This is a genomic window from Dokdonella koreensis DS-123 (assembly GCF_001632775.1).
Lineage (GTDB): Bacteria > Pseudomonadota > Gammaproteobacteria > Xanthomonadales > Rhodanobacteraceae > Dokdonella > Dokdonella koreensis.
The window spans coordinates 3,620,648-3,640,895 of sequence record NZ_CP015249.1 but is presented as its reverse complement, the minus strand read 5'-3'; the positions used below and the strand labels follow the sequence as shown (position 1 = coordinate 3,640,895).

The window sequence follows — 20,248 nt, the reverse complement described above, 5'->3', positions numbered from 1 at the left end:
GCGGACTGCGAACGACTTCGCATCTGCGGCATCGGCCGGTGGCCCGCCTGCCGGGCGCCGGGTGCTTGTCAACGCGCCGTGGCTGGCGGAACCTTCCGTGACGGTCTCCACGGACATTCCCGCCTTGCCGATCCTCGACGCGCAGCAGGCGCGCCTCCTGCATCTTTCCGCCCAGGGCCTGCTGGCCGCGCCGCGCCGGCGCGCGCGGCAGGGCGACGTGCTCGCGGCGATCGAGCGCATGCGTCTGCTGCAGATCGACACGATCCACGTGGTCGCGCGCAGCCCGTACCTGGTGCTGTTCTCGCGGCTCGGCGACTACCGGCCCGAGTGGCTGGACGCGGCCCTGGCGGATGCGGCGATCTTCGAGTGCTGGTCGCACGAGGCCTGCTTCGCGCCGGCGTCGGATTTCGCGCTGCACCGCTCGGCGCGGGACACGCGCGGCCATCACTGGTCGATGAAGCACGCGCAGCGCATGGCGCGGGAACAGGCCGAGCCGATGCAGCGCCTGATCGACCACGTGCGTGCCAACGGCGCGGTCAAGGCCGCCGATTTCGAGCGCACGCAGGGGCGTGCCAGCGCCTGGTGGGGATGGAAGGACGAGAAGCGCTGGCTGGAAGCTGCGTTCGCGCTGGGTCATCTGATGATCGCGCGGCGCGAGAACTTCCATCGCGTCTACGACCTGCCCGAGCGCGTGATCGGCCGCGTGCAGCCGGACTGGGATCGCGAGGCGCTGCCGGCCGCGGAGGTGCGGCAGCGGCAGATCGCCGCCGCGGTCAAGGCGCTGGGCATCGCGCGCGCGGCATGGATCGCCGACTACTACCGCAGTGGACGCCGCTACCGGGATGCCGATCTCGACGAGCCGGTGGAGCGCGGCGAACTGCTGCGCGTGGAGGTCGACGGCTGGGACGCGGCCGGCTACGTCCATCGCGATCTGGAAGCCGACCTGCGGCGCGCGCAGGCCGGCCGGCTGCGTGCCAGCCACACGACGCTGCTGTCGCCGTTCGATCCGGTGGTCTGGGATCGCACGCGCGCCGGCGAGCTGTTCGGGTTCGACTATCGCCTTGAGTGCTACACGCCGGCCGAGAAGCGCCGCTTCGGTTACTTCGTGCTGCCGATCCTGCAGCGGGGACGCCTGGTCGGCCGCCTCGACGCCAAGGCGCATCGCGCCGAGGGCCTGTTCGAGGTCAAGTCCGTCCACCTCGAGCCGGACGTGGTGCCGGATGCGACGCTGCTGGCCGATCTGGGCCGCGCGCTGCGGGCCTGCGCGGCCTGGCATCGCACGCCGCGGATCGTCGTGCGGCGCAGCGACCCGCGCGATTTCGCCAAGCGCCTGCGCGCCGAACTGGCGGCTTCGGCATGACGATGGCCGGCGACCCTGCCTCGCATCGCGCGGTACCCGTCGCACTGCGCGGCATCGCCGTCTTCAAGTTCACCAAGAGCGCGCTGCTGGCATCGCTGGCGGTGGGGCTGCATGCGCTCGACGATCCGTCCGTCATGCATCGGCTGTCGCATGCGCTCGGCCCGTTCGCCGCCGGCCACCACCTGCTGGCCGGCTGGCTCGCGGCGGTGCCGGTGCCGCCGGCCGGGCGCTGGTCCTGGTTCGCGGTCCTGGCGCTGGCGTACGCGTCGGTGTTCCTGGTCGAAGGGATCGGCTTGTGGCGCGGCCGCCGCTGGGGCGAATACCTGACCGTGGCCGTGACCGCCTCGCTGATCCCCTTCGAGGTGTGGGAGAACTGGCGCCACCCGGGGTGGCTGCGCGTGCTGGTCCTGGTGGCCAACGGCGCGATCCTGGTCTACCTGATCGTGCTGCTGCGGCGGTCGCGCGCCGCGGGAGCCGCGACGTGAAGCGGCACCTGCCGCTCGTGCTGGCGGGGGCGGCCCTGCTGGCCGCCTGTCGCGATCCGGCGCCCGCATCGGCACCGGTGCCCACCGTGGCCGCGCCCGCGCCGGCCGTCCCTGCGGCGGTCGCTTCCACGCCCTTGCCGGTGGAAGCGTCCGACGCGCACGGCAGCACGCCGCCCATCGGTCCGCCCCTGGCGGTCGCCGGCGAGGTGCACGACGGGACGCCGCGCGGCGACTCGGCGCGCTGCCTGGCGGGTACCGGTGCGAAGGTGGCCCGGCAGGAGCGCGCGATCCATCGCTGGGTCGACGCGGCCGGCATCGTGCACTACGCCGATCGTGCCCCGAGCGGCGTGGCGCGCGACCATCGGTTGATCGCGACGGCCGGCGGGCCGCCGGTCAGCGTCGAGGCGAACGGCTACGACGTCAACCTGCCGGCAGACCTGCATGCGCGGGCGGTGGCCGACGCGCTGGCGATCGACCGGATCCTGCGGACGCTGTTCGGCGCGGATGGCGACGACCGGCTGGCATTGCGCATCGTCTTCGTGCAGTCCCCCGAGGCGTACGCCCGATTCATCGGCGAGCCGGACCTGGCACGCTCGGCCGGTGCCTACTCGGCGCGCGAGCGCACGGTCTACGTGCGGGCCCAGGCCAGCGAGGCCATCGGCTTCGCCGTCCTGCGCCACGAGATCGTCCATGCGCTGGTTCACGAGCGTATCGGCAACCTGCCCACGCCGTTGAACGAGGGGCTGGCCGGCTACTTCGAGCGACTGGAGGTCGCCGGCCAGGGCGGACGCGTCGACATCGGGCCGCTCAGAGCCCGGCTGGCGGCGGCGGTGCCGGCCGATCCGGCCGCGGACCTGGCCGACCTGCTGGCCGTCGAGGGGCCGGCTTTCTACCGGGAACACAGCGAGCAGCGCTACGCGCGGGCTTTCGCACTGGTCGCGCTGCTGATGCAGGACGTGCAGGGGCGGGCCTTGCTGGGGAAGGTGCTGGCGCAGCAGCGCGAAGCGCCGTGCGAGCCGGTCGCGGCGGAGCACATCCTCGATGCCGGCTACCCGGGAGGACTGCAGGGCCTGGCGGCCGCACTGGCCCGCTGGATGGCGGCGCCGGATGCGGCCGTGCATGCCTGGTGAGTGCCGGCCGGCCGCGGAACGCGGGCGAGGCATGTGGAAAGTTCCACTTGTTCCCGTCGTGACGGTGCGCGGCGCCGGCAGCGTATCGGCCTGCGGGCAGGCCGCGGGATCGGCGTTAACACACTGACAGGTAAGGGGTTTTCGGGGGCGGCGTGTTCCCGCCGCTCGCCCTGGAAATCCCTATCAGAAACCGTCGCTTCCGTCAAAATACTGCGCTAGACTCGGCAAACTGGAGGTGCACGGGCACGGATTTTCGGAAGGAGGCGGGGTGCCGCGTCGATCGTCGGCCGCATCGAATCCGCCGGCAGGCGTGCCTGCATGTTCAGTGTTGGAGCGTCCCGATCGGATGCGATTCACGTCAACTTGATACCTGTGGAGAGTTACATGTCGGACCGTCAGCTCGGCACCGTCAAATGGTTCAATGAAAGCAAGGGTTTTGGTTTCATCAGTCGCGAAAACGGCCCCGATGTGTTCGTGCACTTCCGCGCGATCAGCGGCACCGGTTTCCGTACGCTGCAGGAAGGCCAGCGCGTCAGCTTCCGTGTCGTGCAGGGCCAGAAGGGCTTGCAGGCGGAAGACGTCACCGCCGCCTGAGCGCCCGCGTTCCCCGCTTTCCGGAGTCGCGACGTCCGACGCTCGCGACTCTTTTCGTCATGGCGAACGATGACTCGCCGGGCCGGCATCTCGCCGGCCACCGGTGTCGTCGTGTTCGTTGCGTGCGCATGCATTCCTCGATCGATTGATGACCGACCGACCCCGTACCCCGCTGCCGACCCGGCCCGTACGCGATAGCCTTCGCGTGCGGGCGGGCGATGGCCCGGAGGCGACGCTCGAACTGGACCTGCCGGCCGGTGCCGAGACCGGCTTGCTGTGGCTGCCGGCGCTCGGCGTGGCGGCCCGCCACTACGAACCCCTGGCGCACGCGCTCGCCGAGACCGGCATCGCGGTCGCGCGGCACGAATGGCGCGGCCTGGGATCGAGCACGGTCCGCGCCTCGCGTGCCTGCGACTGGTCCTATCGCGAGCTGCTGGTCCAGGACCTGCCGGCCTCGCTGCGGGCGGCACGCGCGGCGGCGCCGCAGGTGCGCTGGTACGTCGGCGGCCACAGCCTGGGGGCCCAGCTGGCGGCGCTGGCGCTGGCGTTCGAGCCGGAGGACCTGCAGGGCCTGGTCATCGTCGCCGGTGGCGTGCCGTGGTGGCGCCATTTCCCGCCGGGGCGGGGGCTGGCGTTCCGGGCGATCCTCGGCATGCTGCGGCCGCTGCTGGCGGCCACCGGCCATTTTCCCGGCCGCCGGCTCGGCTTCGGCGGGCGCGAAGCGCGGGGCGTCATGCGCGACTGGGCGGCCAGCGCGATCAGCGGGCGCTACGGCTCGGCCGCGACCGGCACGGATGCCGAGGCGGCACTGGCAGCCGTGCAGCGGCCGGTGCTGGGCGTCTGGTTCGATCAGGACGCCCTGGTGCCGCGGGCGGCCTTCGATGCGCTGCTCGACCGGATCGGCGGCCGCGATCACGCCGTCGCGGTGTTCGGCCGCGACGAGCTCGGCGGCCTCGCCGCCGATCACTTCTCGTGGATGAAACAGCCCGGCCCCGTCGCGCGGCAGCTTGCCGGCTGGCTGCATGCGCGTGCATGAAGTAGCCTGATCGGATGTCCGAACTGTTCTCGCCCCTGGCCCTGCGCGGCCTGACGCTGCGCAACCGCATCGCGGTGTCGCCGATGTGCCAGTACTCGGCCGTCGACGGCGTGCCGCAACCGTGGCACCTGGTGCATCTGGGCAGCCGCGCGGTCGGCGGTGCGGGCCTGGTGATCGCCGAGGCCGCGGCGGTCGAGGCGATCGGGCGCATCTCGGCCGCCGACTGCGGCATCTGGAACGACGCGCAGGTCGAGGCCTGGCAGCCGATCGCCCGCTTCGTCGGCGAGCAGGGCGCTGTCGCCGGCATCCAGCTGGCGCATGCCGGCCGCAAGGCCAGTACCGAGGCGCCCTGGCTCGGCGGCGGTCCTGTGCTGCCCGGCAATGGCGGCGGCTGGCAGCCGGTGGCACCGTCGCCGCTGCCGTTCGACGCCGGCCATGCCGAGCCGGCCGAGCTCGACGAGACCGGCATCGCCGCCCTCGTCGCGGCGTTCCGCGCCGCCGCCACGCGTGCGCTGGCGGCGGGCTTCGGCCTGGTCGAGATCCATGCCGCGCACGGCTACCTGCTGCACCAGTTCCTGTCGCCGCTCAGCAACCGGCGTACCGATCGCTATGGCGGCGATTTCGCCGGCCGTACCCGCCTGCTGCGCGAGACCGTCGCCGCGGTGCGTGAAGACTGGCCGGAGCGGCTGCCGCTGCTGGTGCGCATCTCGGCGACCGACTGGTCCGAGGGCGGCTGGGAGATCGAGCAGAGCGTCGCACTCGCGCGCGATCTGGCCGCACTCGGTGTCGACCTGATCGACGTTTCCTCGGGCGGCCTGGTGCCGCGCGTGACCATCCCGCTGCAGCCCGGCTACCAGGTGCCGTTCGCCGCGCGCATCCGCCGCGAGGCGGGCATCGCCACGGCGGCCGTGGGGCTGATCACCGAGCCGGGACAGGCCGAGCGGATCGTCGCCGGTGGCGAGGCCGATCTGGTGCTGCTGGCGCGCGAACTGCTGCGCGATCCGTACTGGCCACGGCGCGCGGCGCAGGCGCTGGGCGCGACGGTCGTCGCACCCGTGCAGTACCGGCGGGCCTGGTAGTCCCTCCCGGACGATCGCAGTATCCTCGGGTCCACCGCGCGCAGACGCGGGTCGAGGAGGGTCAGCCGATGAGCCGTTTCGCCAGCTTCCGCGAGTTCTACCCGTTCTACCTGTCCGAGCACCGCCATCCGGTCTGCCGCCGCCTGCATTTCGCCGGCAGCAGCCTGGTGCTGGTGGTGGTCGCGGCGGCGCTGGTCAGCGGGCGCTGGGGCTGGCTGCTGCTGGTGCCGGTGATCGGCTACGGTTTCGCCTGGGTCGGCCATTTCGCGTTCGAGAAGAACCGGCCGGCCACCTTCAAGCACCCGCTGTACAGCCTCGCCGGCGACTGGGTGATGTTCTGGGACATCCTGCGCGGCCGCATCCGCCTGTAGTCGGTCAGCGTGCAGTCGGTCGGCGTGCAGTCGGCCGGCCTCTCGCTGGCCTGCGAAGTCGACCCGTGGTCGCACGCCCGCCGGCGGGCCGGCGCGGCCGTTCAGCGGTAGTCGCGGTGGCAGTCCTGGCAGGCGTTGTCGATCGCGGTCAGCGCTTCGGCCTGGGCGGGGCAGTTCTCCGGCAGCGCGCTCGCCGCCGCGATGCGGCTGCGCAGCGCGCGTGCGTAGCGCGCGAACACGCGGTCGCCTTCACCGCCGGGCACGAACACCGGTTCGAGATCGCCGGCCAGCCCGTCCAGCAGCTGCAGGCGCTGCCCGTTGCCGGCGCAGCCGCTGCCGGCGGCCGTCCGTGCTTCGCCGAGGGCGTGCTTCATGACGTTCATCATCGCTCGCGGATACGGGTCGCGCGGACGCAGCAGGCCAATCGCCATCAGGGCGCACAGCAGGCCGACGAACAGGCCGACGCCCAGGCATGCCAGGTAGCGCACCGTTCAGCCGCCCTGCGGCAGGCGGGGGCGGCGGCGCAGGTTGGCCAGCAGCAGGCTGGCGAGGCCGAGCAGGATCTCGTCGACGAACGGAATGAAGTCGGGTATCAGCAGGTCGGCCACGAACAGCGCGATCGTGATCAGGGCCAGCCGCGGGAAGCGCAGCCCCTCGGCCCAGCGCAGCAGGCGTTTGGTCAGCGGATTGGGCATGACGGCTCCCGGTCGGACAGGGGGCATACCATGCTGCCCGGCGTGTCCCGGTGCAAGGGGTGCCTCGCTGGCGTCCGGCGATTCGGTGTACCCTCCGCGCCCGCATGGACCGTCCCGTTCCTCCTCCCGCACCGGCTGCCGATCCGCGGTTCGCCGGCCTCGACCGCCTGTACGGTGCCGGCAGCGCCGCCGCGCTCGCGCAGGCGCGCGTGTGCGTGGTCGGTATCGGTGGCGTCGGTTCGTGGGTGGTGGAGGCGCTGGCCCGCAGCGGTGTCGGACGACTGAGCCTGATCGATGCCGACGACGTCTGCGTCAGCAACACGAATCGCCAGCTGCACGCATTGGCCGGCGAGTACGGGCGCAGCAAGGTGGCGGTGATGGCCGATCGTGCCCGCGCGATCCAGCCGGGCATCCGGGTCGATACGATCGCCCAGTTCCTGACGCCGGCCTCGATGGAGCAGCTGCTGGGTGACGGCCACGACCTGGTGCTCGACTGCTGCGACGCGTTCCGGGTCAAGGTCGAGATGATCGCCTGGTGCCGGCGGCGCAAGCTGCCGCTGATCGTCAGCGGTTCGGCCGGCGGCCGCACCGATCCGACACTGATCCGCGTGCGCGACCTGTCGCGTACCGAGCACGACGCCCTGCTGGCCCTGATCCGCAAGAAGCTGCGCGAGGCGTTCAACTTCCCGCGCGGGCCCAAGCGCTACTTCGGCGTGCAAGCCGTCTATTCGCTCGAGAACGTGCGCTATCCGCAGGCCGATGGCCGCGTCTGCGGCACGCGCCCTGCCGCCGGCGATGCCGGCAAGCTCGATTGCGGCGGCGGGCTCGGTGCGGCCGCGCACGTGACCAGCGCATTCGCGATGGCGATGGTGTCCCGCGCGATCCCGCGCCTGCTCGAGCGATCGCGCGACGAAACCGCCGCCTCCTGATCCGGAGCCGCCCGGCTACGGCAGATCGAACAGGCGTACGGCGTTGGCCGTGGTGGCGCGGGCGATCTCTTCCGGTGCCTCGCCGCGCAGCGCGGCGACCACGTGGAGCACCTCGACGAGGTGGGCCGGTTCGTTGCGTTCGCCGCGGTGGCCGCTGCCGGGCTGGTCCGGTGAGTCGGTCTCCAGCAGCAACTGCCCGAGCGGCATCGCGGCGACGATGCGGCGCAGGCGGGCGGCCCGTTCGTAGGTGACCGGCCCTCCGATCCCGAGGTGGAAGCCGAGCTTCCAGAGCTGCCGCGCCTGCTCTTCGCTGCCCGAGAAGCTGTGCACGACGCCGCGCAGGTTCCCGATGCGGCGCAACGTGGCGATGACCTCGTCGACGGCGCGCCGCGCATGGACGATGACTGGCAGGCCGGATGCGCGGGCCAGTTCGAGCTGGCCGGTGAAGTAGCGCCGCTGTGCCTCGGCGTCGAGCCCTTCCACGAAGAAATCCAGGCCGCATTCGCCGATGGCGACCGGGGTCTCGCGCCGGACCCATTCGGCCAGCAGGTCCAGGTGCTCGGGCGCATGCTCGGCCAGGTACATCGGGTGCAGGCCGTAGGCGGCGTAGAGGCCCGGCGTCGCGCACAACCGGCGCAGGCCGCTCCAGCCGGCGGCGGCGATCGCCGGCACGATCTGCCGGGTGACGCCGGCCGCGTGCGCCCGCGCCAGGGCTTCGTCGCGGTCCGGATCGAACTGCGGCGCGTCGAAGTGGGAATGGCTGTCGACCAGGGCGTGCATGCCGCGACGCTAGCAGGCGCGGCACGGGCCGTCGACTTCGGCCGTGGCCCCCGAACGAAGACGGCGCCGCATCGCTGCGGCGCCGTCGGAAGCGGAACGGGCGGGGTGGCGCGTCCGGGCTGACGCTCAGGGCGCCGGGCCGTCGAAGCCGTCGGCGAACAGGGCGTCGGCGCCGTTGGAATCGGTGATGGTGACCGACTCCAGGTCCAGCCACATGCCGGTGGAGCCGCCATCGGCCTGGACCGACCAGGCGATCTTCTCGAAGAATTCAGGACCGAACGTGCGATTGATGCGGTTGAGGCTGTCCGAGTCGAACAGGTCGCCCCCAGGATTGAACAGCTCGAACTCCAGCGCGTGCCCGGCGGTGGCCAGCGGCGTCGAGAACAGGTGGATGCCGTCGGACTTCGGATAGTCGTTGCTGAGGATCAGGCCCGGGCCGGCCGGGGTCGCCACCAGCAGGTCGCTGGCCGTGCCGGACGTGAGCTGGAAGCTGTCGAGGACGACCGGGTACTTCGTGGCCTGGTCCGGTTCCATGTTCAAGGCGTCCTGCGCGGTGATGCGGAACGTCATGCTGACCTTGGTACCGACCGGCAGGCCGGCGAACGGGCCGCTGGTCAGGTCGTTCCAGTTGATCGTGCCGTGCGCCTCGACCAGGGCCTGGCCGGACGGCGCGTCGTGCAGATCGATGACGAACGACTGCATGCCGGTCTCGCTGAGGCCCCAGCCGGCGATCGTCTTGCCGTCGGCGGAAACGGCCGACGCCGTCATCAGCGACCAGCCGGCCGGAATCTCCACGCCCTGGGCGGCAGCGTAGTCGGCCAGGGTCTGCATGCCGGTATCCGGCGTCCAGATCACCGCGCTGCGATCCCAGCCGAAGCCGCTGGCGCCGACGACGACATTGCCGTCGTCGCTGACACCGAAGCCGAAGGCGGTGCCCATGAAGCCGATGAAGCCGATCGGCTGGACACCGGTCGCGGCCGTCCAGCGCCAGGCCTCGCTGCCGACTTCGGTCATGACGCTGGAGCCGACGACGACGCTGCCGTCGCTGTTGGACGCCAGCGCTTCGCCGACGCCCTCGCCCTGGTAGGTCAGGTCGATCACCTGGCCGCCCTGCCAGATCACGGCGGTGCGGCCGCCGTTGTCCTGGTCGTTCCAGCCGAACACCGTGCTGCCGTCGGCGCTGATGCCGTTGGCGCGGGAGTAGTTGGCGGGGCGGTTGACCGGCAGGCGGGTCATGCCCTCGGCCGCGGTCCAGCGGAATGCGATCGGGTTGTTGGCCGCGTCATAGGCCAGGCCGACCGCGACACCGGTGTCGGAGACGTCGTAGGCGGTGGACAGGTGGCCGTCGAAGCCGGGGCCGCCGCCGGGGAAGGCGCCGATCACGGTCGGGCCGACGAAGTTGTTGTTGCTGTAGGCGATTGCGGCGACCGTATTGCCGTCGCCGTCGGTCGTCGTGCCGGCGAGCGGCTGGGCCCACGCGCTCATGCCGTTGGTGTCGGAGAAGCCGTCGAGGATCTCGGCGCCGCGCGCCGGCGTCCAGCGCCAGGCAGCCGTGCCGGCGATGCCGCTGACGATGCGGCCGTTGTGGGACAGCCCCGTTGTCTGCCCGGAGGCCACGTCGATGGCGGTGAAGGAGGCGGCCTGGGTGCCGCTGGCGGCCAGGGCGAGGGCGATTCCGGCGTGGAGCGTGATGCGCATGCAATTCCCCGTAGCGTGAGCGAGAGTCGGTGGGTTTGCAGAACCGTGCGTCGCCGTCAGGGCGGGCGACCGATCGGGAGCACCCGGAGTCTCGGCCCGCGGCTGCCGAACCTGCATTCGCGCTTCATTCGCGGACCGTTCGCGGGTCGCGAATGAGCGTTCATGTCACTGATGAATCAGAAGAAAAGTTTTCTTCCGGCATCTGCGACGCCGGCGCCGGGTGGCGTCGCCAGGATGTCCGGCAGGGCGCGCTCGCCGCTCAGGCTTCTGGCACGCGTCAGCGCACCCTGCCAGGCATCGTGCTGGCCCAGGGCCCGGTACAGGCGCACCAGCACCAGGGCGCAGTCGAAGTCGGCATCGGCCCAGCGGGCGACCTGTCCGACCACGGCACTGGCGCGCTCCAGGTCGTCCTGGCCGATCAGGTGATTGCCGTAGGCGGTCACGGCCTCGGCGACCAGCATCGGGACGCCGAGGCGGTCGGCGCCCAGCAGCACCTGTTCATAGGCCGCGTTCGCGGCCGCGCCGGTGGTGGCCTGGGCCGCTTGTTCGGCCAGGGCCAGGCCGGCGAATACGTTGGCGGCCGGATTGTCGGCGCGAGCGGCCCAGGCGGCGAGCACGCTGGTTTGCGCGTCGGCCTCCTCGGTCCGGCGCTCGGCACGCAGGACGCGGATCCAAAGCAGCCAGGCCTGGGCGCGTTCGCGGTCGTAGTTGACCGGGGCTTCGTCGGTGGCGGCGCGTTGCGCGTAGGCGGCTGCGGCCGGGAGCCTGTCCTCCGCGGCCTCCAGCAGGGCCGCCGCCAGCAGCGTGCGTCCGGCCATGCTCGCTTCCTGCTTGAGATCGGGGTCGTGCAGGATGCCGTCGAGCAGGGCACGTGCCTCGGTCAGCCGGCCGATGGCCATCAGCGTGCGTGCGCGCTGGAGGCGCATCGAGCGTCGCGCCAGCGGATTTTCCAGCCGGCCCAGCAGGCTCCAGGCGCGGTCGCTGATCGCCAGGGCCTCGACCGGCCGCAGCAGGGCGAGCAGCGCGTCGATCTGGTTGCTCTGCACCGTGGACAGCTCGTTGAGCGCGCCGAACTGCTCGAAGCGCTGGGCGGCCCGCTCCAGGATCGGCAACGCTTCGGCGGGGCGGTTGCGCAGGTTGTCGAGCACGCCTTCGTTGGCCTCGACGCGCGCCAGCGCCAGCGCGTCACCGGCCAGCTCCAGCACGATGCGGGCACGCGAGAAGTCCGCCGAGGCCTCGTCGAGGCGCCGCGATTCGGCCAGCGCGGCGGCCCGGCCGGTGTAGGCCTGGCCGAGTGCGGCCGGCTCCTGGCGGATCTCCAGCAGGCGGACCGCTTCGTCGAAGGCCGCCAGCGCGCGTACGGGGGCATCCTGGCGGACCGCGACGGCGCCGATCGCGATCTGGATCCGCGCGCGCAGCACCGGGTCGGTCTCGGCCGGGGTTTCCGCCAGCAGCGGGCCCAGGCGCTGCATCGCCTCGGCCAGCCGGCCGGCGCGAAAATCGATCTGCGCCAGGCGCAGCCGCAGCGCCGGCGTGTTGCGCAGTTCGGGCGGCGCCGACTCCAGCAGGCGGCGTGCCTGGTCGAGGTCGTCGGTCAGCAGGGCCGCTTCGGCGCGCTGCAGGATCTCCGAGGCGGACAGTTCGACGACCGAGGCGGCGGCGGTCTTGCCGAGCCGGCCGAGCAGCACGTCGGTCGCCTCGCGCCCCGCGGCGGCGGCTTCGGCGGCCTGCGACTGCACCTCCAGCGGTGCGCCCGCGACGTCCTGCAGCTCCAGCCTGACCACCCAGGTATCGCCCGCCCTGCGCACCGAGGGCAGCACCAGCCGGGTGGCGCCGGAGGCCTGGCGTACCGCGTGGGCGGCTTCCTGCGGATGCATGCCGCTGCGCGCCAGGTGGATCACGTTGTCGCTCGGCACCACGGCCAGCCCGCCGCTGCGCAGGCGTGTGGCCACCAGGTCCATCAGCCCCAGGCGCAACCATGAGCCGTCCGGGTCGGTGTCGGTCTGCGCCGGCAGTACCGCGATGATGTCGGTTCCTGCCGGTTGCATCACCTTCGCCTGCGCCGGTCGCTCGGGCGCCGGGTCATCGCTTCGGGGTGTCGGCGCCAGTACGCCCCAGAGCACGACGATGCCGAGCAGCAGGACCGCGGCCACGGCCGGGACCCTCCAGGACGGGCGCTGCCCATGTTGTGGTCGAGGCGAGGGAATCGTCGGGGCCTGGGGCACGGTCGCGCCTGCAGCGGGTGCCGCCGCGGTGGGTGCCGGCGCCGGGGTCTGGTCCGCTGCCGTGGACGTGGCGGTGCCGACGGCCGGCGGAGGCACGCATTGCACGTCGGCGATCCAGCGATAGCCGAAGCGCGGAACGGTACGAATGGCGTTCTGGTCGTTGCCCGAATCGCCGACGGCCCGGCGTGCCTTGAGAACCGTCTGGCCGAGCAGGGTATCGGTGACGTCGGCACGGCCCCAGACGGCCGCGATCAACTCGTCGCGCCCGATGGCGCGATCGCGGTGCGCGATCAGGTAGACCAGGCAATCGAAGACTTTCGGCGGCAGCACCAGCAGTTCGCCGGCGCGCCGCAGTTCGCGTGCATCGCGATCGAGCAGGCAGTCGCCGAACTGGAAGAAGCCGGTATCCATGATGCAGCAGAGTAGCCGGGTCCTCGCTCGTTGGATATCGCGTTCAACGACCGATCAGCCAGGCGGCCAGGCCCAGAAACGCGCCCAGGCTGGCGACATCGGTCGCCTTGGTCAGGAAGATGCTCGACGCCGTGGCGGGGTCCGCGCCGAAGCGCTTGAGGATCTGCGGGACACCGGCACCGACCGCGCCGGCCAGCGCGCAGCTGCCGGTCATCGCGGCGAAGGTGATCGCTGCCAGTTGCACGGCCTGCGGATTGCCCTGATAGGCGGCCAGACCGAACATCGCCAGCGCGGCCACGACGCCGGTCAGCGCGCCGTTGACCAGTCCCAGTCCCGCCTCCTTGACCAGCAGCGCCAGCCCGCGTCCGTCCTTGAGTTCGCCGAACGTCATGCCGCGCAGCGTGACGGCCAGCGCCTGGCAGCCGGTGTTGTTGCATTGGTCCGAGAGCACCGGAAGAAACACCGCCAGCAGGACGATCCGGTCGATCGTTTCCTGGAACGAGCCGACCACGGCAGCGGTGACGAAGGTGGTCAGCAGGTTGATCTGCAGCCACGGGTTGCGCATCCGCAGGCTGCGGGCCCAGGGCGTGGCGATGCGTTCTTCCTTCTCCACGCCGACCATCGATCCGGCCTGTGCGCTGATCTCCCAGGCCTGCGCCTCGAACAGGACCGCCCCGCGGATCGCCCCGAGCAGGCGGCCGTCCGCATCGGCGACCGGATAGACCGGATAGTGCCTGCGGACGACCTCGCGCATCGCATCGATGACCGGCATCTGCGGCGACAGCGCGAACGGCTGCGCGATCATGATCTCGCGCAGCGGCTGGTCCGGGCGCGCGAAGGTGAGTTCGCGAAAGGCGACGACGCCGATCAGCCGATGGGCGGCGTCGACGACGAAGACATAGGTCACCCGTCCGCGCGCGGGCAGGTCGCGCAGCCGCGCGACGACGTCGGCTGCAGGGGTTTCGGCCGTAAATACGGCCGGTGCGTCTTCCATCAAGCGGCCCACCGACCCTTCCGGCCAGCCCGAATCGCTGAGCCAGCGGTCGCCGTGGCTGCGCCCGGCAGCGGCCGCGATGCGCCGGCGCCGTTCCGGCTCGAGCCGGTCCAGGATGGCGGTGCCGAGCAGCGGCCCCAGTGTCTGCAGCAGGGCGGCGGCGGCCGGGTCCTCCAGCGTGGCGAGACGGGCGGCGGCGCTTGCGGCGTCGAGGTCGCGCAGGTCTTCCGCCTCGACGAGGCCCTGCTGCGGAACCGGTGCGGGAATGGACGGGTCGGACATGGGGCTAGGGCGTGGCGTGAGTGCGAAGATCCCCGGCACGGCGCTCCGGCAGGCGCGGGCGGATCGGGCATGGCATACACTCGGAATTAGGCGCCGGTTCATTCCCCGGTGCCCACACTGCTTCGAGAATCCAACGGGGATCTACGGAGGACACCATGAGACGTTTTCCTTCCATGCTGGCAGTGACTTTGGGGGTATCGGCATTGATCGCGGGCTGCGCGGCGCCACCGCCGCGGGCAGCGTACTACGATCGCGGGGGTGATCGCGTGTCGGCCCGCGTCTGCGGTCCGTGCGGCTACATCGAGGATGTCGAGCGCGTCAGCGCGAGCGAGCGCGGCACCAGTGGCGCCGGCGCAGTGATCGGCGCGATCGTCGGTGGCGTGCTCGGCAACACGATCGGCCATGGGCGCGGACGCCGTGCAGCCACCGTGGGTGGCGCGGTCGCCGGTGGTTTCGCCGGCAACGCCGTCGAGCGCAACAGCAACGAGCGTGACGGCAACGCCTGGCGGTTCTACGTCGATCTCGACGACGGACGCAGCGCGGTCGTGACCCAGTACGACAACCCGGGGCTTCGTCGCGGTGACCGCGTGGCGATCCGCGGCGATCGCGTCGTCCTGCTGCAGCGCTGAGCTTCGGCGACGCCGACAGCGGCGTCGTCCCGAAACGAAAACGCCGACCGGTTTCCCGGTCGGCGTTTTCGTTTGCGAAGCGTGCTCGACGACGAGCAACGAGCTTGCGTGATGGAACTAGTTCACGCGATAGAAACTGTGCGCGCCGATCTTGCGCAGCGGTTCGCCGATCATCCAGGCCGGCGAGACCTGCTCGGCGATCGCGAAGTGGTCGGCATGCGGAACGATCTGCTCGCGCTGCTCGTGCGGCAGTGACCAGGTGTGGATCACATCGCCGGCCACGCGCCAGGCCTTGCCCCAGGCATCCGGATTGCGCAGGACGTAGCCCTTGTGGGTGGTGGAGAGCGCGAACTGTCCGGGAGCGTTCACCACTTTGCAGATCGTGTTGCCCCAGCGGCCGTTGTCGCGGCGGCGCAGTGCCACCTCGGCCACGGCCTTCTGGCCGAGGGTCGATTCGCTGCGCGCTTCCAGATAGACGGTAGCGGCAAGACAGGTCTGGTCTGCGGCATCGTGCGGCAGAACCGATGCAAGCCAGAGCAGCCAGGCTAGTTTCATCGGATTGTGGTCTCCTCAAAGCAAGAGTCGTAGCCCGTGCCGACCGCGTTCGGTCGGATGGCGCGGCGCAAACCGTGGCGCGCTGCCGGTACTGCACGGGTTGTCTGCTAGGTGCGACGCTCAGCGAGCGCACCTGCCGGATCGTTCGCCATCGGCGGCGGTCGAACCGGCTTCTTCGGTCGGCGGCTGCGGGGCTGATTCGCCATCACGCAGTCGCTCGGAAATCCTTCGGGCGGCCCCACCGATGCGGCAGGGCTGGCGAAGACTAGGGGAAGAACGCGGCTCTTGTCACGTTAAAAATGAATTTTGTTCAGCTTGACTACAGCTTGTATGTGACTGCCATTCTTATTCTACGACGCTCATCGTAGATAGTGCCGCGTCCGGCGACGAGGCCAGATGAAGCGATTGCTCGACGGTGCTTTCGTGCAGCACGGCAAGAAACGCGCCGGCCGCACCGTAGAGCACATGGCCCGCGGTGGTGCCGTCGGTGGCGAGGATCGGCGTGCCGGGCGCCGGTGGCGGGATCGCATCCGACGAGGTGATGTCGAAGGCGCGCAGCACGCGCTTGTTGCCGCCGCGAAAATGCAATCGCGCGGCGATCTCCTGGCCGGGATAGCAGCCCTTGCGGAAACTGATCGCGTCCACGCGTTCGAGGTCGAGCGCCTGCGGCACGAACTCGCCGCGCAGGCGTGCATCGAGCAGCGGCAAGCCCGCCGCGATATCCGCGCGCCGCCAGCGATCGAGTGCGGCGGCGTCGAAATCTTCCGGCTGCGCCGGTGCGATACAGACGATCCGCGCACCCGGCTGTTCGAAGGCATAGCCCCCTGATGCCTCGACGATCGTTCCGGATGCGGGTGGTCGAGGCAGGTCGTGCATATCGAGGGCGTGGACGACCCAGCCCGAGGGCGCATCGAGCGTGACCTTGGCACGAAACACGAAGCGCGAAAGCGCGGCACGCATCGCATCGGCTTCGCCGAGCGGCAGCCAGGCCAGCAGCGCGTCGGCACGCGGCCGCAGCAGCGCGAAGAAATGCAGCACGCGGCCCTGGGCGTCCAGCCATGCGTTCCACTGCCAATGGCCGGGTTCGAGTTGCGTGACGTCGGTCGTGAACTGCGAGTTGGCGAAACCGGCGGCGTCGGCGCCCTCCAGCAGAAGCACTTGCGCAGGGGATAGCGGGATCTTCATCGGTGCATGGGGCCGTGGGAGCGACGGGATTACGAAGCGCAATCCCTGCCGATAGTCAAGGTTGTCTGCAAAACGCCCTGGGTTTACTCTTGACATGATAAGTCCGATGTCCGATTCCGAGCGCAATCCGAACGAACGCCCCGCTTCGCCTTCCCCCGGGAGCGATGCGCCGCCGCGCCCGGATCGCGTAACGCCCGTGAAAGAGATCGGTGGCCGCGACGGCCCGGACCCGGTTCGCTACGGCGACTGGGAAAAGGGCGGGCGCTGCATCGATTTCTGACGCGGGCCGGCGCGCCCCGGACCGACGGCAGACGCAAGCTAAGCGATTCGCGCAAGCAGAAGGCCAGCCCATGCCCCAGACGGCAAGACCCTTGTCCCCCCACCTCCAGATCTATCGTTGGGGGATCCAGATGATCACGTCCGTCCTGCACCGTGCCACGGGCATCGTGCTGGCGGTCGGCAGCCTCCTGATCGCGGCCGCACTCGTCGCGCTGGCCGCCGGGCCGGAGGCCTGGTCGCACGTCACCGCGATCGCTGGTTCCTGGTTCGGCCTGCTGGTGCTGTTCGGCTGGACCTGGGCCCTCGCCTTCCACCTCGTCAACGGCCTGCGCCATCTCGCGCAGGATGCCGGCTGGGGGTATGCGATCGCGCAGTTCGTCCGCAACAGCTGGCTCTCGGTCGTCGGCAGCTTCGTGCTGACCGCCCTGGTCTGGGGCGTGGTGCTCGTTCGTGGAGGTGGGCTGTGAGCGGCTTCGACCGGTTCCGCACGCCGCTCAAGAACGCCCGCGGCCTCGGTGCGGCGAAGGACGGCGTGCATCACTTCGTGGTCCAGCGCATCACCGCCGTCGCCCTGTTCTTCCTGGTCATCTATTTCGTCGGCTTCCTGGTCAGCCTGGCGGGCGCCGACTATGCCGCGGCGCGTGCCGCCGTGGCGCACCCGTGCAACGCGGTACTGCTGATCGCGTTCCTGGTCGCGATGTTCTGGCATGCGCAGCTCGGCTTGCAGGTGGTCATCGAGGACTACGTGCACACGCAGGGGCTGGCGATCCTCTCGCAGCTCGCCGTCCGCTTCGCCTGCGTGCTCGCTGCGCTGGCCAGCGTGCTCGCCGTTCTTCGCATCGCCTTGGGGGCCTGACCGCATGTCCGCGTACAAGATCCAGGAACATCACTACGACATGGTCGTCGTCGGTGCCGGCGGCGCCGGTCTGCGGGCTACCTTCGGCCTGGCCTCCAAGGGCCTGCGCACGGTCTGCCTGACCAAGGTCTTCCCGACCCGCTCGCACACGGTCGCCGCGCAGGGCGGCATTTCCGCCGCGCTCGGCAACATGGGCGAGGACGACTGGCGCTACCACTTCTACGACACGATCAAGGGCTCGGACTGGCTCGGCGACCAGGACGCGATCGAGTACATGTGCAAGGAGGCGCCCGAGGCGATCATCGAGCTGGAGCACTACGGTGTCCCGTTCTCGCGCACCGAGGAAGGCAAGATCTACCAGCGGCCGTTCGGCGGCATGACGACCCGCTACGGCGAGGGGCCGCCGGCGCAGCGCACCTGCGCCGCCGCCGACCGTACCGGTCACGCGATGCTGCACACGCTGTACCAGCAGTCGCTGGCGCACGACGCGCAGTTCATGATCGAGTACTTCGCGCTCGACCTGATCTGGGACGAGCAGGGCGTCTGCCGCGGCGTGCTCGCGCTCGACATGGCCGAGGGCACGCTGCACCTGTTCCGCGCCCACGGCGTGGTGCTCGCGACGGGCGGCTACGGCCGCGCCTACTTCAGCGCGACCTCCGCGCACACCTGCACCGGCGACGGCGGCGGCCTCGTGCTGCGCTCGGGGCTGGCGATGCAGGACATGGAGTTCGTGCAGTTCCATCCCACCGGCATCTACGGGGCCGGCTGCCTGATCACCGAGGGCGTGCGCGGCGAAGGCGGCATCCTGCGCAACGCCAGCGGCGAACGCTTCATGGAGCGCTACGCGCCGCACTACAAGGACCTGGCTTCGCGCGACGTGGTCTCGCGTTCGATGACGATCGAGATCCGCGAAGGCCGTGGCGTCGGCGAGCACAAGGACCACATCCTGCTCGACCTGACCCATCTCGGCCCCGAGGTCATCCACGAGAAGCTGCCCGGCATCGCCGAGAGCGCGCGCATCTTCGCCGGTGTGGACGTGACCAAGCAGCCGATCCCGGTGCTGCCTACCGTGCACTACAACATGGGCGGCATCCCGACCAACTACCACGGCGAGGTCGTGCAGAAGGCCGGTACCGATCCGGACAAGGTCGTCCAGGGCCTGTATGCGATCGGCGAGGCCGCCTGTGTCTCCGTGCACGGCGCCAACCGCCTCGGCTCCAATTCGCTGCTCGATCTGGTGATCTTCGGCCGCGCGGTCGCCAACCGCTGCGCGGCGACGATCAAGCCCGGGGCGCCGCACAAGGTCCTGCCGGCCGATGCCTGCGACAAGGCGCTGGCCAACCTGGACCGGCTGCGCAATGCCAACGGCTCGACGCCGACCGCCGAGATCCGCCTGAACATGCAGCGCACGATGCAGAACGACGCCGCCGTGTTCCGCACCTCCAAGACGCTCAAGGAAGGCTGCGAGAAGATGGAGACGATCTTCCGCAGCTTCGAGGACGTCCGTGTCTCGGACCGCTCGCTGGTCTGGAACTCCGACCTGATCGAGACCTACGAGCTGCAGAACCTGCTGTACAACGCGGTCGCCACGATCACGTCCGCCGAGCAGCGCCACGAGAGCCGCGGCGCGCACGCGCACGAGGATTTCCCCGAGCGCGACGACGTCAACTGGCAGAAGCACACGCTGGTCAAGGTCGACGGGCAGGGCAACGCGAGCTTCGACTTCCGGCCGGTGCATATGTACACGCTGACCGACGACGTGCAGGTGGTGCCGCCCAAGGCGCGCGTCTACTGATCCGCGCCGGACGTGGTGCAGCTTCCGAACCAATGATCGCAGTACCCGCGCCCGCCCGACCAGGCGGCGCGTCACGCACAATCGGGTGAACCAGACATGGCAGAGTTCAGCCTTCCGAAAAACTCCAGGATCCAGCCCGGCAAGCATTTCCCGGCGCCGGGTGGAGCCAAGGACGTCCGTCAGTTCCGCATCTACCGCTGGAGCCCCGACGACGGCCAGAACCCGCGTATCGACACGTACGAAGTCGATCTGGCCACCTGCGGCCCGATGGTCCTGGACGCCCTGATCAAGATCAAGAACGAGATCGACCCGACGCTGACGTTCCGTCGCTCGTGCCGCGAGGGCATCTGCGGCTCCTGCGCGATGAACATCGACGGGACCAACACACTGGCCTGCACGAAGGCGATCGACGAGTGCGGCAAGGGCGACGTCAAGATCTATCCGCTGCCGCACATGCCGGTCGTCAAGGATCTGGTGCCCGACCTGACGCATTTCTATGCGCAGTACGCGTCGATCAAGCCGTGGCTGCGTACGCAGAGCGCCGCGCCGCCGAAGGAGCGCCTGCAGTCGAAGGAGGACCGGGCGCGCCTGGACGGCCTGTACGAGTGCATCCTGTGTGCCTGCTGCACCACCAGTTGCCCGAGCTATTGGTGGAACGGCGAACGCTACCTGGGGCCGGCCATCCTGCTGCAGGCCTACCGCTGGATCGTCGACAGCCGCGACGAGGACACCGGTGCGCGCCTGGACGACCTGGAAGATCCGTTCAAGCTCTACCGTTGCCATACCATCATGAACTGCGCGCGCACCTGCCCGAAGGGCCTCAACCCGGCCAAGGCGATCGCGGAGATCAAGAAGCTGATGGTCGAGCGCCGCACCTGAC

22 protein-coding genes are annotated in these 20,248 nt (G+C 70.5%); 14 read left to right on the top strand and 8 right to left on the bottom strand.

Features of this window, described 5'->3' with window-relative positions:
* Positions 1 to 97 precede the first annotated feature (97 nt).
* The 7 genes from I596_RS14890 (at position 98) to I596_RS14860 (ending at position 6,055) form a co-directional block, all read left to right on the top strand.
* The gene (locus I596_RS14890) at positions 98 to 1,360 is read left to right on the top strand and encodes a winged helix-turn-helix domain-containing protein (protein ID WP_269465537.1); all 1,263 of its coding nucleotides are present in this window, start codon (positions 98 to 100) and stop codon (positions 1,358 to 1,360) included.
* On the top strand, positions 1,357 to 1,845 hold the full coding sequence (locus I596_RS14885) for a DUF2127 domain-containing protein (RefSeq protein WP_067649637.1): 489 nt from the start codon (positions 1,357 to 1,359) through the stop codon (positions 1,843 to 1,845). Before I596_RS14890 ends, I596_RS14885 begins: the two co-directional genes overlap by 4 nt.
* On the top strand, positions 1,842 to 2,975 hold the full coding sequence (locus I596_RS14880) for a hypothetical protein (protein ID WP_067649634.1): 1,134 nt from the start codon (positions 1,842 to 1,844) through the stop codon (positions 2,973 to 2,975). Before I596_RS14885 ends, I596_RS14880 begins: the two co-directional genes overlap by 4 nt.
* 384 nt (positions 2,976 to 3,359) lie before the next feature.
* Positions 3,360 to 3,569 carry a cold-shock protein gene (locus tag I596_RS14875; RefSeq protein ID WP_067649632.1) on the top strand — a complete coding sequence of 70 codons (210 nt, stop codon included), beginning with the start codon at positions 3,360 to 3,362 and terminating at the stop codon, positions 3,567 to 3,569.
* A 148-nt stretch (positions 3,570 to 3,717) separates the two neighbouring features.
* Complete coding sequence (locus tag I596_RS14870; RefSeq protein ID WP_067649629.1) at positions 3,718 to 4,605, top strand: alpha/beta hydrolase family protein; 888 nt, start codon at positions 3,718 to 3,720, stop codon at positions 4,603 to 4,605.
* 14 nt (positions 4,606 to 4,619) lie between these two features.
* On the top strand, positions 4,620 to 5,684 hold the full coding sequence (locus I596_RS14865) for an NADH:flavin oxidoreductase/NADH oxidase (RefSeq protein WP_067649626.1): 1,065 nt from the start codon (positions 4,620 to 4,622) through the stop codon (positions 5,682 to 5,684).
* 68 nt (positions 5,685 to 5,752) lie between these two features.
* Positions 5,753 to 6,055 carry an Mpo1-like protein gene (locus I596_RS14860; protein ID WP_067649624.1) on the top strand — a complete coding sequence of 101 codons (303 nt, stop codon included), beginning with the start codon at positions 5,753 to 5,755 and terminating at the stop codon, positions 6,053 to 6,055.
* A gap of 101 nt (positions 6,056 to 6,156) precedes the next feature.
* On the opposite strand, the gene I596_RS14855 is transcribed toward I596_RS14860, so the two are convergent.
* On the bottom strand, positions 6,157 to 6,543 hold the full coding sequence (locus I596_RS14855) for a hypothetical protein (RefSeq protein WP_067649622.1): 387 nt from the start codon (positions 6,541 to 6,543) through the stop codon (positions 6,157 to 6,159).
* 3 nt (positions 6,544 to 6,546) lie between these two features.
* Complete coding sequence (locus I596_RS14850) at positions 6,547 to 6,750, bottom strand: DUF6116 family protein (protein WP_067649620.1); 204 nt, start codon at positions 6,748 to 6,750, stop codon at positions 6,547 to 6,549.
* Positions 6,751 to 6,854: 104 nt separating this feature from the next.
* Here I596_RS14850 and I596_RS14845 point away from each other — a divergent pair, with 104 nt between their 5' ends.
* On the top strand, positions 6,855 to 7,679 hold the full coding sequence (locus I596_RS14845) for a tRNA threonylcarbamoyladenosine dehydratase (RefSeq protein ID WP_067649618.1): 825 nt from the start codon (positions 6,855 to 6,857) through the stop codon (positions 7,677 to 7,679).
* 15 nt (positions 7,680 to 7,694) lie between these two features.
* Here the strand turns inward: I596_RS14845 and I596_RS14840 are convergent, their stop codons facing one another.
* The 4 genes from I596_RS14840 to I596_RS14825 all read right to left on the bottom strand — a co-directional run bounded on the left by I596_RS14840 (position 7,695) and on the right by I596_RS14825 (position 14,069).
* A complete protein-coding gene (locus I596_RS14840; protein WP_067649615.1) occupies positions 7,695 to 8,459 on the bottom strand; it encodes a TatD family hydrolase in 765 nt (254 codons plus the stop codon).
* A 126-nt stretch (positions 8,460 to 8,585) separates the two neighbouring features.
* The gene (locus tag I596_RS14835; RefSeq protein ID WP_067649609.1) at positions 8,586 to 10,157 is read right to left on the bottom strand and encodes a hypothetical protein; all 1,572 of its coding nucleotides are present in this window, start codon (positions 10,155 to 10,157) and stop codon (positions 8,586 to 8,588) included.
* A gap of 176 nt (positions 10,158 to 10,333) precedes the next feature.
* Positions 10,334 to 12,793 carry a winged helix-turn-helix domain-containing protein gene (locus I596_RS14830; RefSeq protein ID WP_067649606.1) on the bottom strand — a complete coding sequence of 820 codons (2,460 nt, stop codon included), beginning with the start codon at positions 12,791 to 12,793 and terminating at the stop codon, positions 10,334 to 10,336.
* A gap of 43 nt (positions 12,794 to 12,836) precedes the next feature.
* The gene (locus I596_RS14825; protein WP_067649603.1) at positions 12,837 to 14,069 is read right to left on the bottom strand and encodes a magnesium transporter; all 1,233 of its coding nucleotides are present in this window, start codon (positions 14,067 to 14,069) and stop codon (positions 12,837 to 12,839) included.
* Between the two features lie 266 nt (positions 14,070 to 14,335).
* On the opposite strand from I596_RS14825, the gene I596_RS19235 reads away from it, so the two are divergent.
* Entirely contained in the window at positions 14,336 to 14,698 is a 363-nt protein-coding gene (locus I596_RS19235) for an outer membrane lipoprotein (protein ID WP_269465536.1), read from the top strand.
* Positions 14,699 to 14,815: 117 nt separating this feature from the next.
* On the opposite strand, the gene I596_RS14815 is transcribed toward I596_RS19235, so the two are convergent.
* Both I596_RS14815 and ygfZ read right to left on the bottom strand, forming a co-directional pair.
* On the bottom strand, positions 14,816 to 15,253 hold the full coding sequence (locus tag I596_RS14815) for a cell wall hydrolase (RefSeq protein WP_067649599.1): 438 nt from the start codon (positions 15,251 to 15,253) through the stop codon (positions 14,816 to 14,818).
* A 345-nt stretch (positions 15,254 to 15,598) separates the two neighbouring features.
* Positions 15,599 to 16,564 (bottom strand): CAF17-like 4Fe-4S cluster assembly/insertion protein YgfZ, encoded by a 966-nt coding sequence (ygfZ, locus tag I596_RS14810; RefSeq protein ID WP_150132189.1) that lies wholly within the window; start codon positions 16,562 to 16,564, stop codon positions 15,599 to 15,601.
* Between ygfZ and I596_RS18180 the strand changes: the two genes are divergently transcribed.
* From I596_RS18180 to I596_RS14790, 5 genes are all read left to right on the top strand, one after another.
* Positions 16,533 to 16,718, top strand: coding sequence for a DUF1674 domain-containing protein (locus I596_RS18180; RefSeq protein ID WP_083965618.1), 186 nt, complete (start codon positions 16,533 to 16,535; stop codon positions 16,716 to 16,718). The genes ygfZ and I596_RS18180 overlap by 32 nt on opposite strands.
* A 70-nt stretch (positions 16,719 to 16,788) precedes the next feature.
* The gene (gene sdhC, locus I596_RS14805; RefSeq protein ID WP_067649594.1) at positions 16,789 to 17,184 is read left to right on the top strand and encodes a succinate dehydrogenase, cytochrome b556 subunit; all 396 of its coding nucleotides are present in this window, start codon (positions 16,789 to 16,791) and stop codon (positions 17,182 to 17,184) included.
* The gene (gene sdhD, locus I596_RS14800) at positions 17,181 to 17,573 is read left to right on the top strand and encodes a succinate dehydrogenase, hydrophobic membrane anchor protein (protein ID WP_067649586.1); all 393 of its coding nucleotides are present in this window, start codon (positions 17,181 to 17,183) and stop codon (positions 17,571 to 17,573) included. The genes sdhC and sdhD overlap by 4 nt, the downstream gene beginning before the upstream one ends.
* 4 nt (positions 17,574 to 17,577) lie before the next feature.
* A complete protein-coding gene (sdhA, locus tag I596_RS14795) occupies positions 17,578 to 19,368 on the top strand; it encodes a succinate dehydrogenase flavoprotein subunit (RefSeq protein WP_067649577.1) in 1,791 nt (596 codons plus the stop codon).
* 96 nt (positions 19,369 to 19,464) lie between these two features.
* Positions 19,465 to 20,247, top strand: a complete 783-nt coding sequence (locus tag I596_RS14790) for a succinate dehydrogenase iron-sulfur subunit (RefSeq protein WP_067649574.1) — start codon at positions 19,465 to 19,467, stop codon at positions 20,245 to 20,247.
* The last annotated feature ends 1 nt before the right edge of the window (position 20,248 follow it).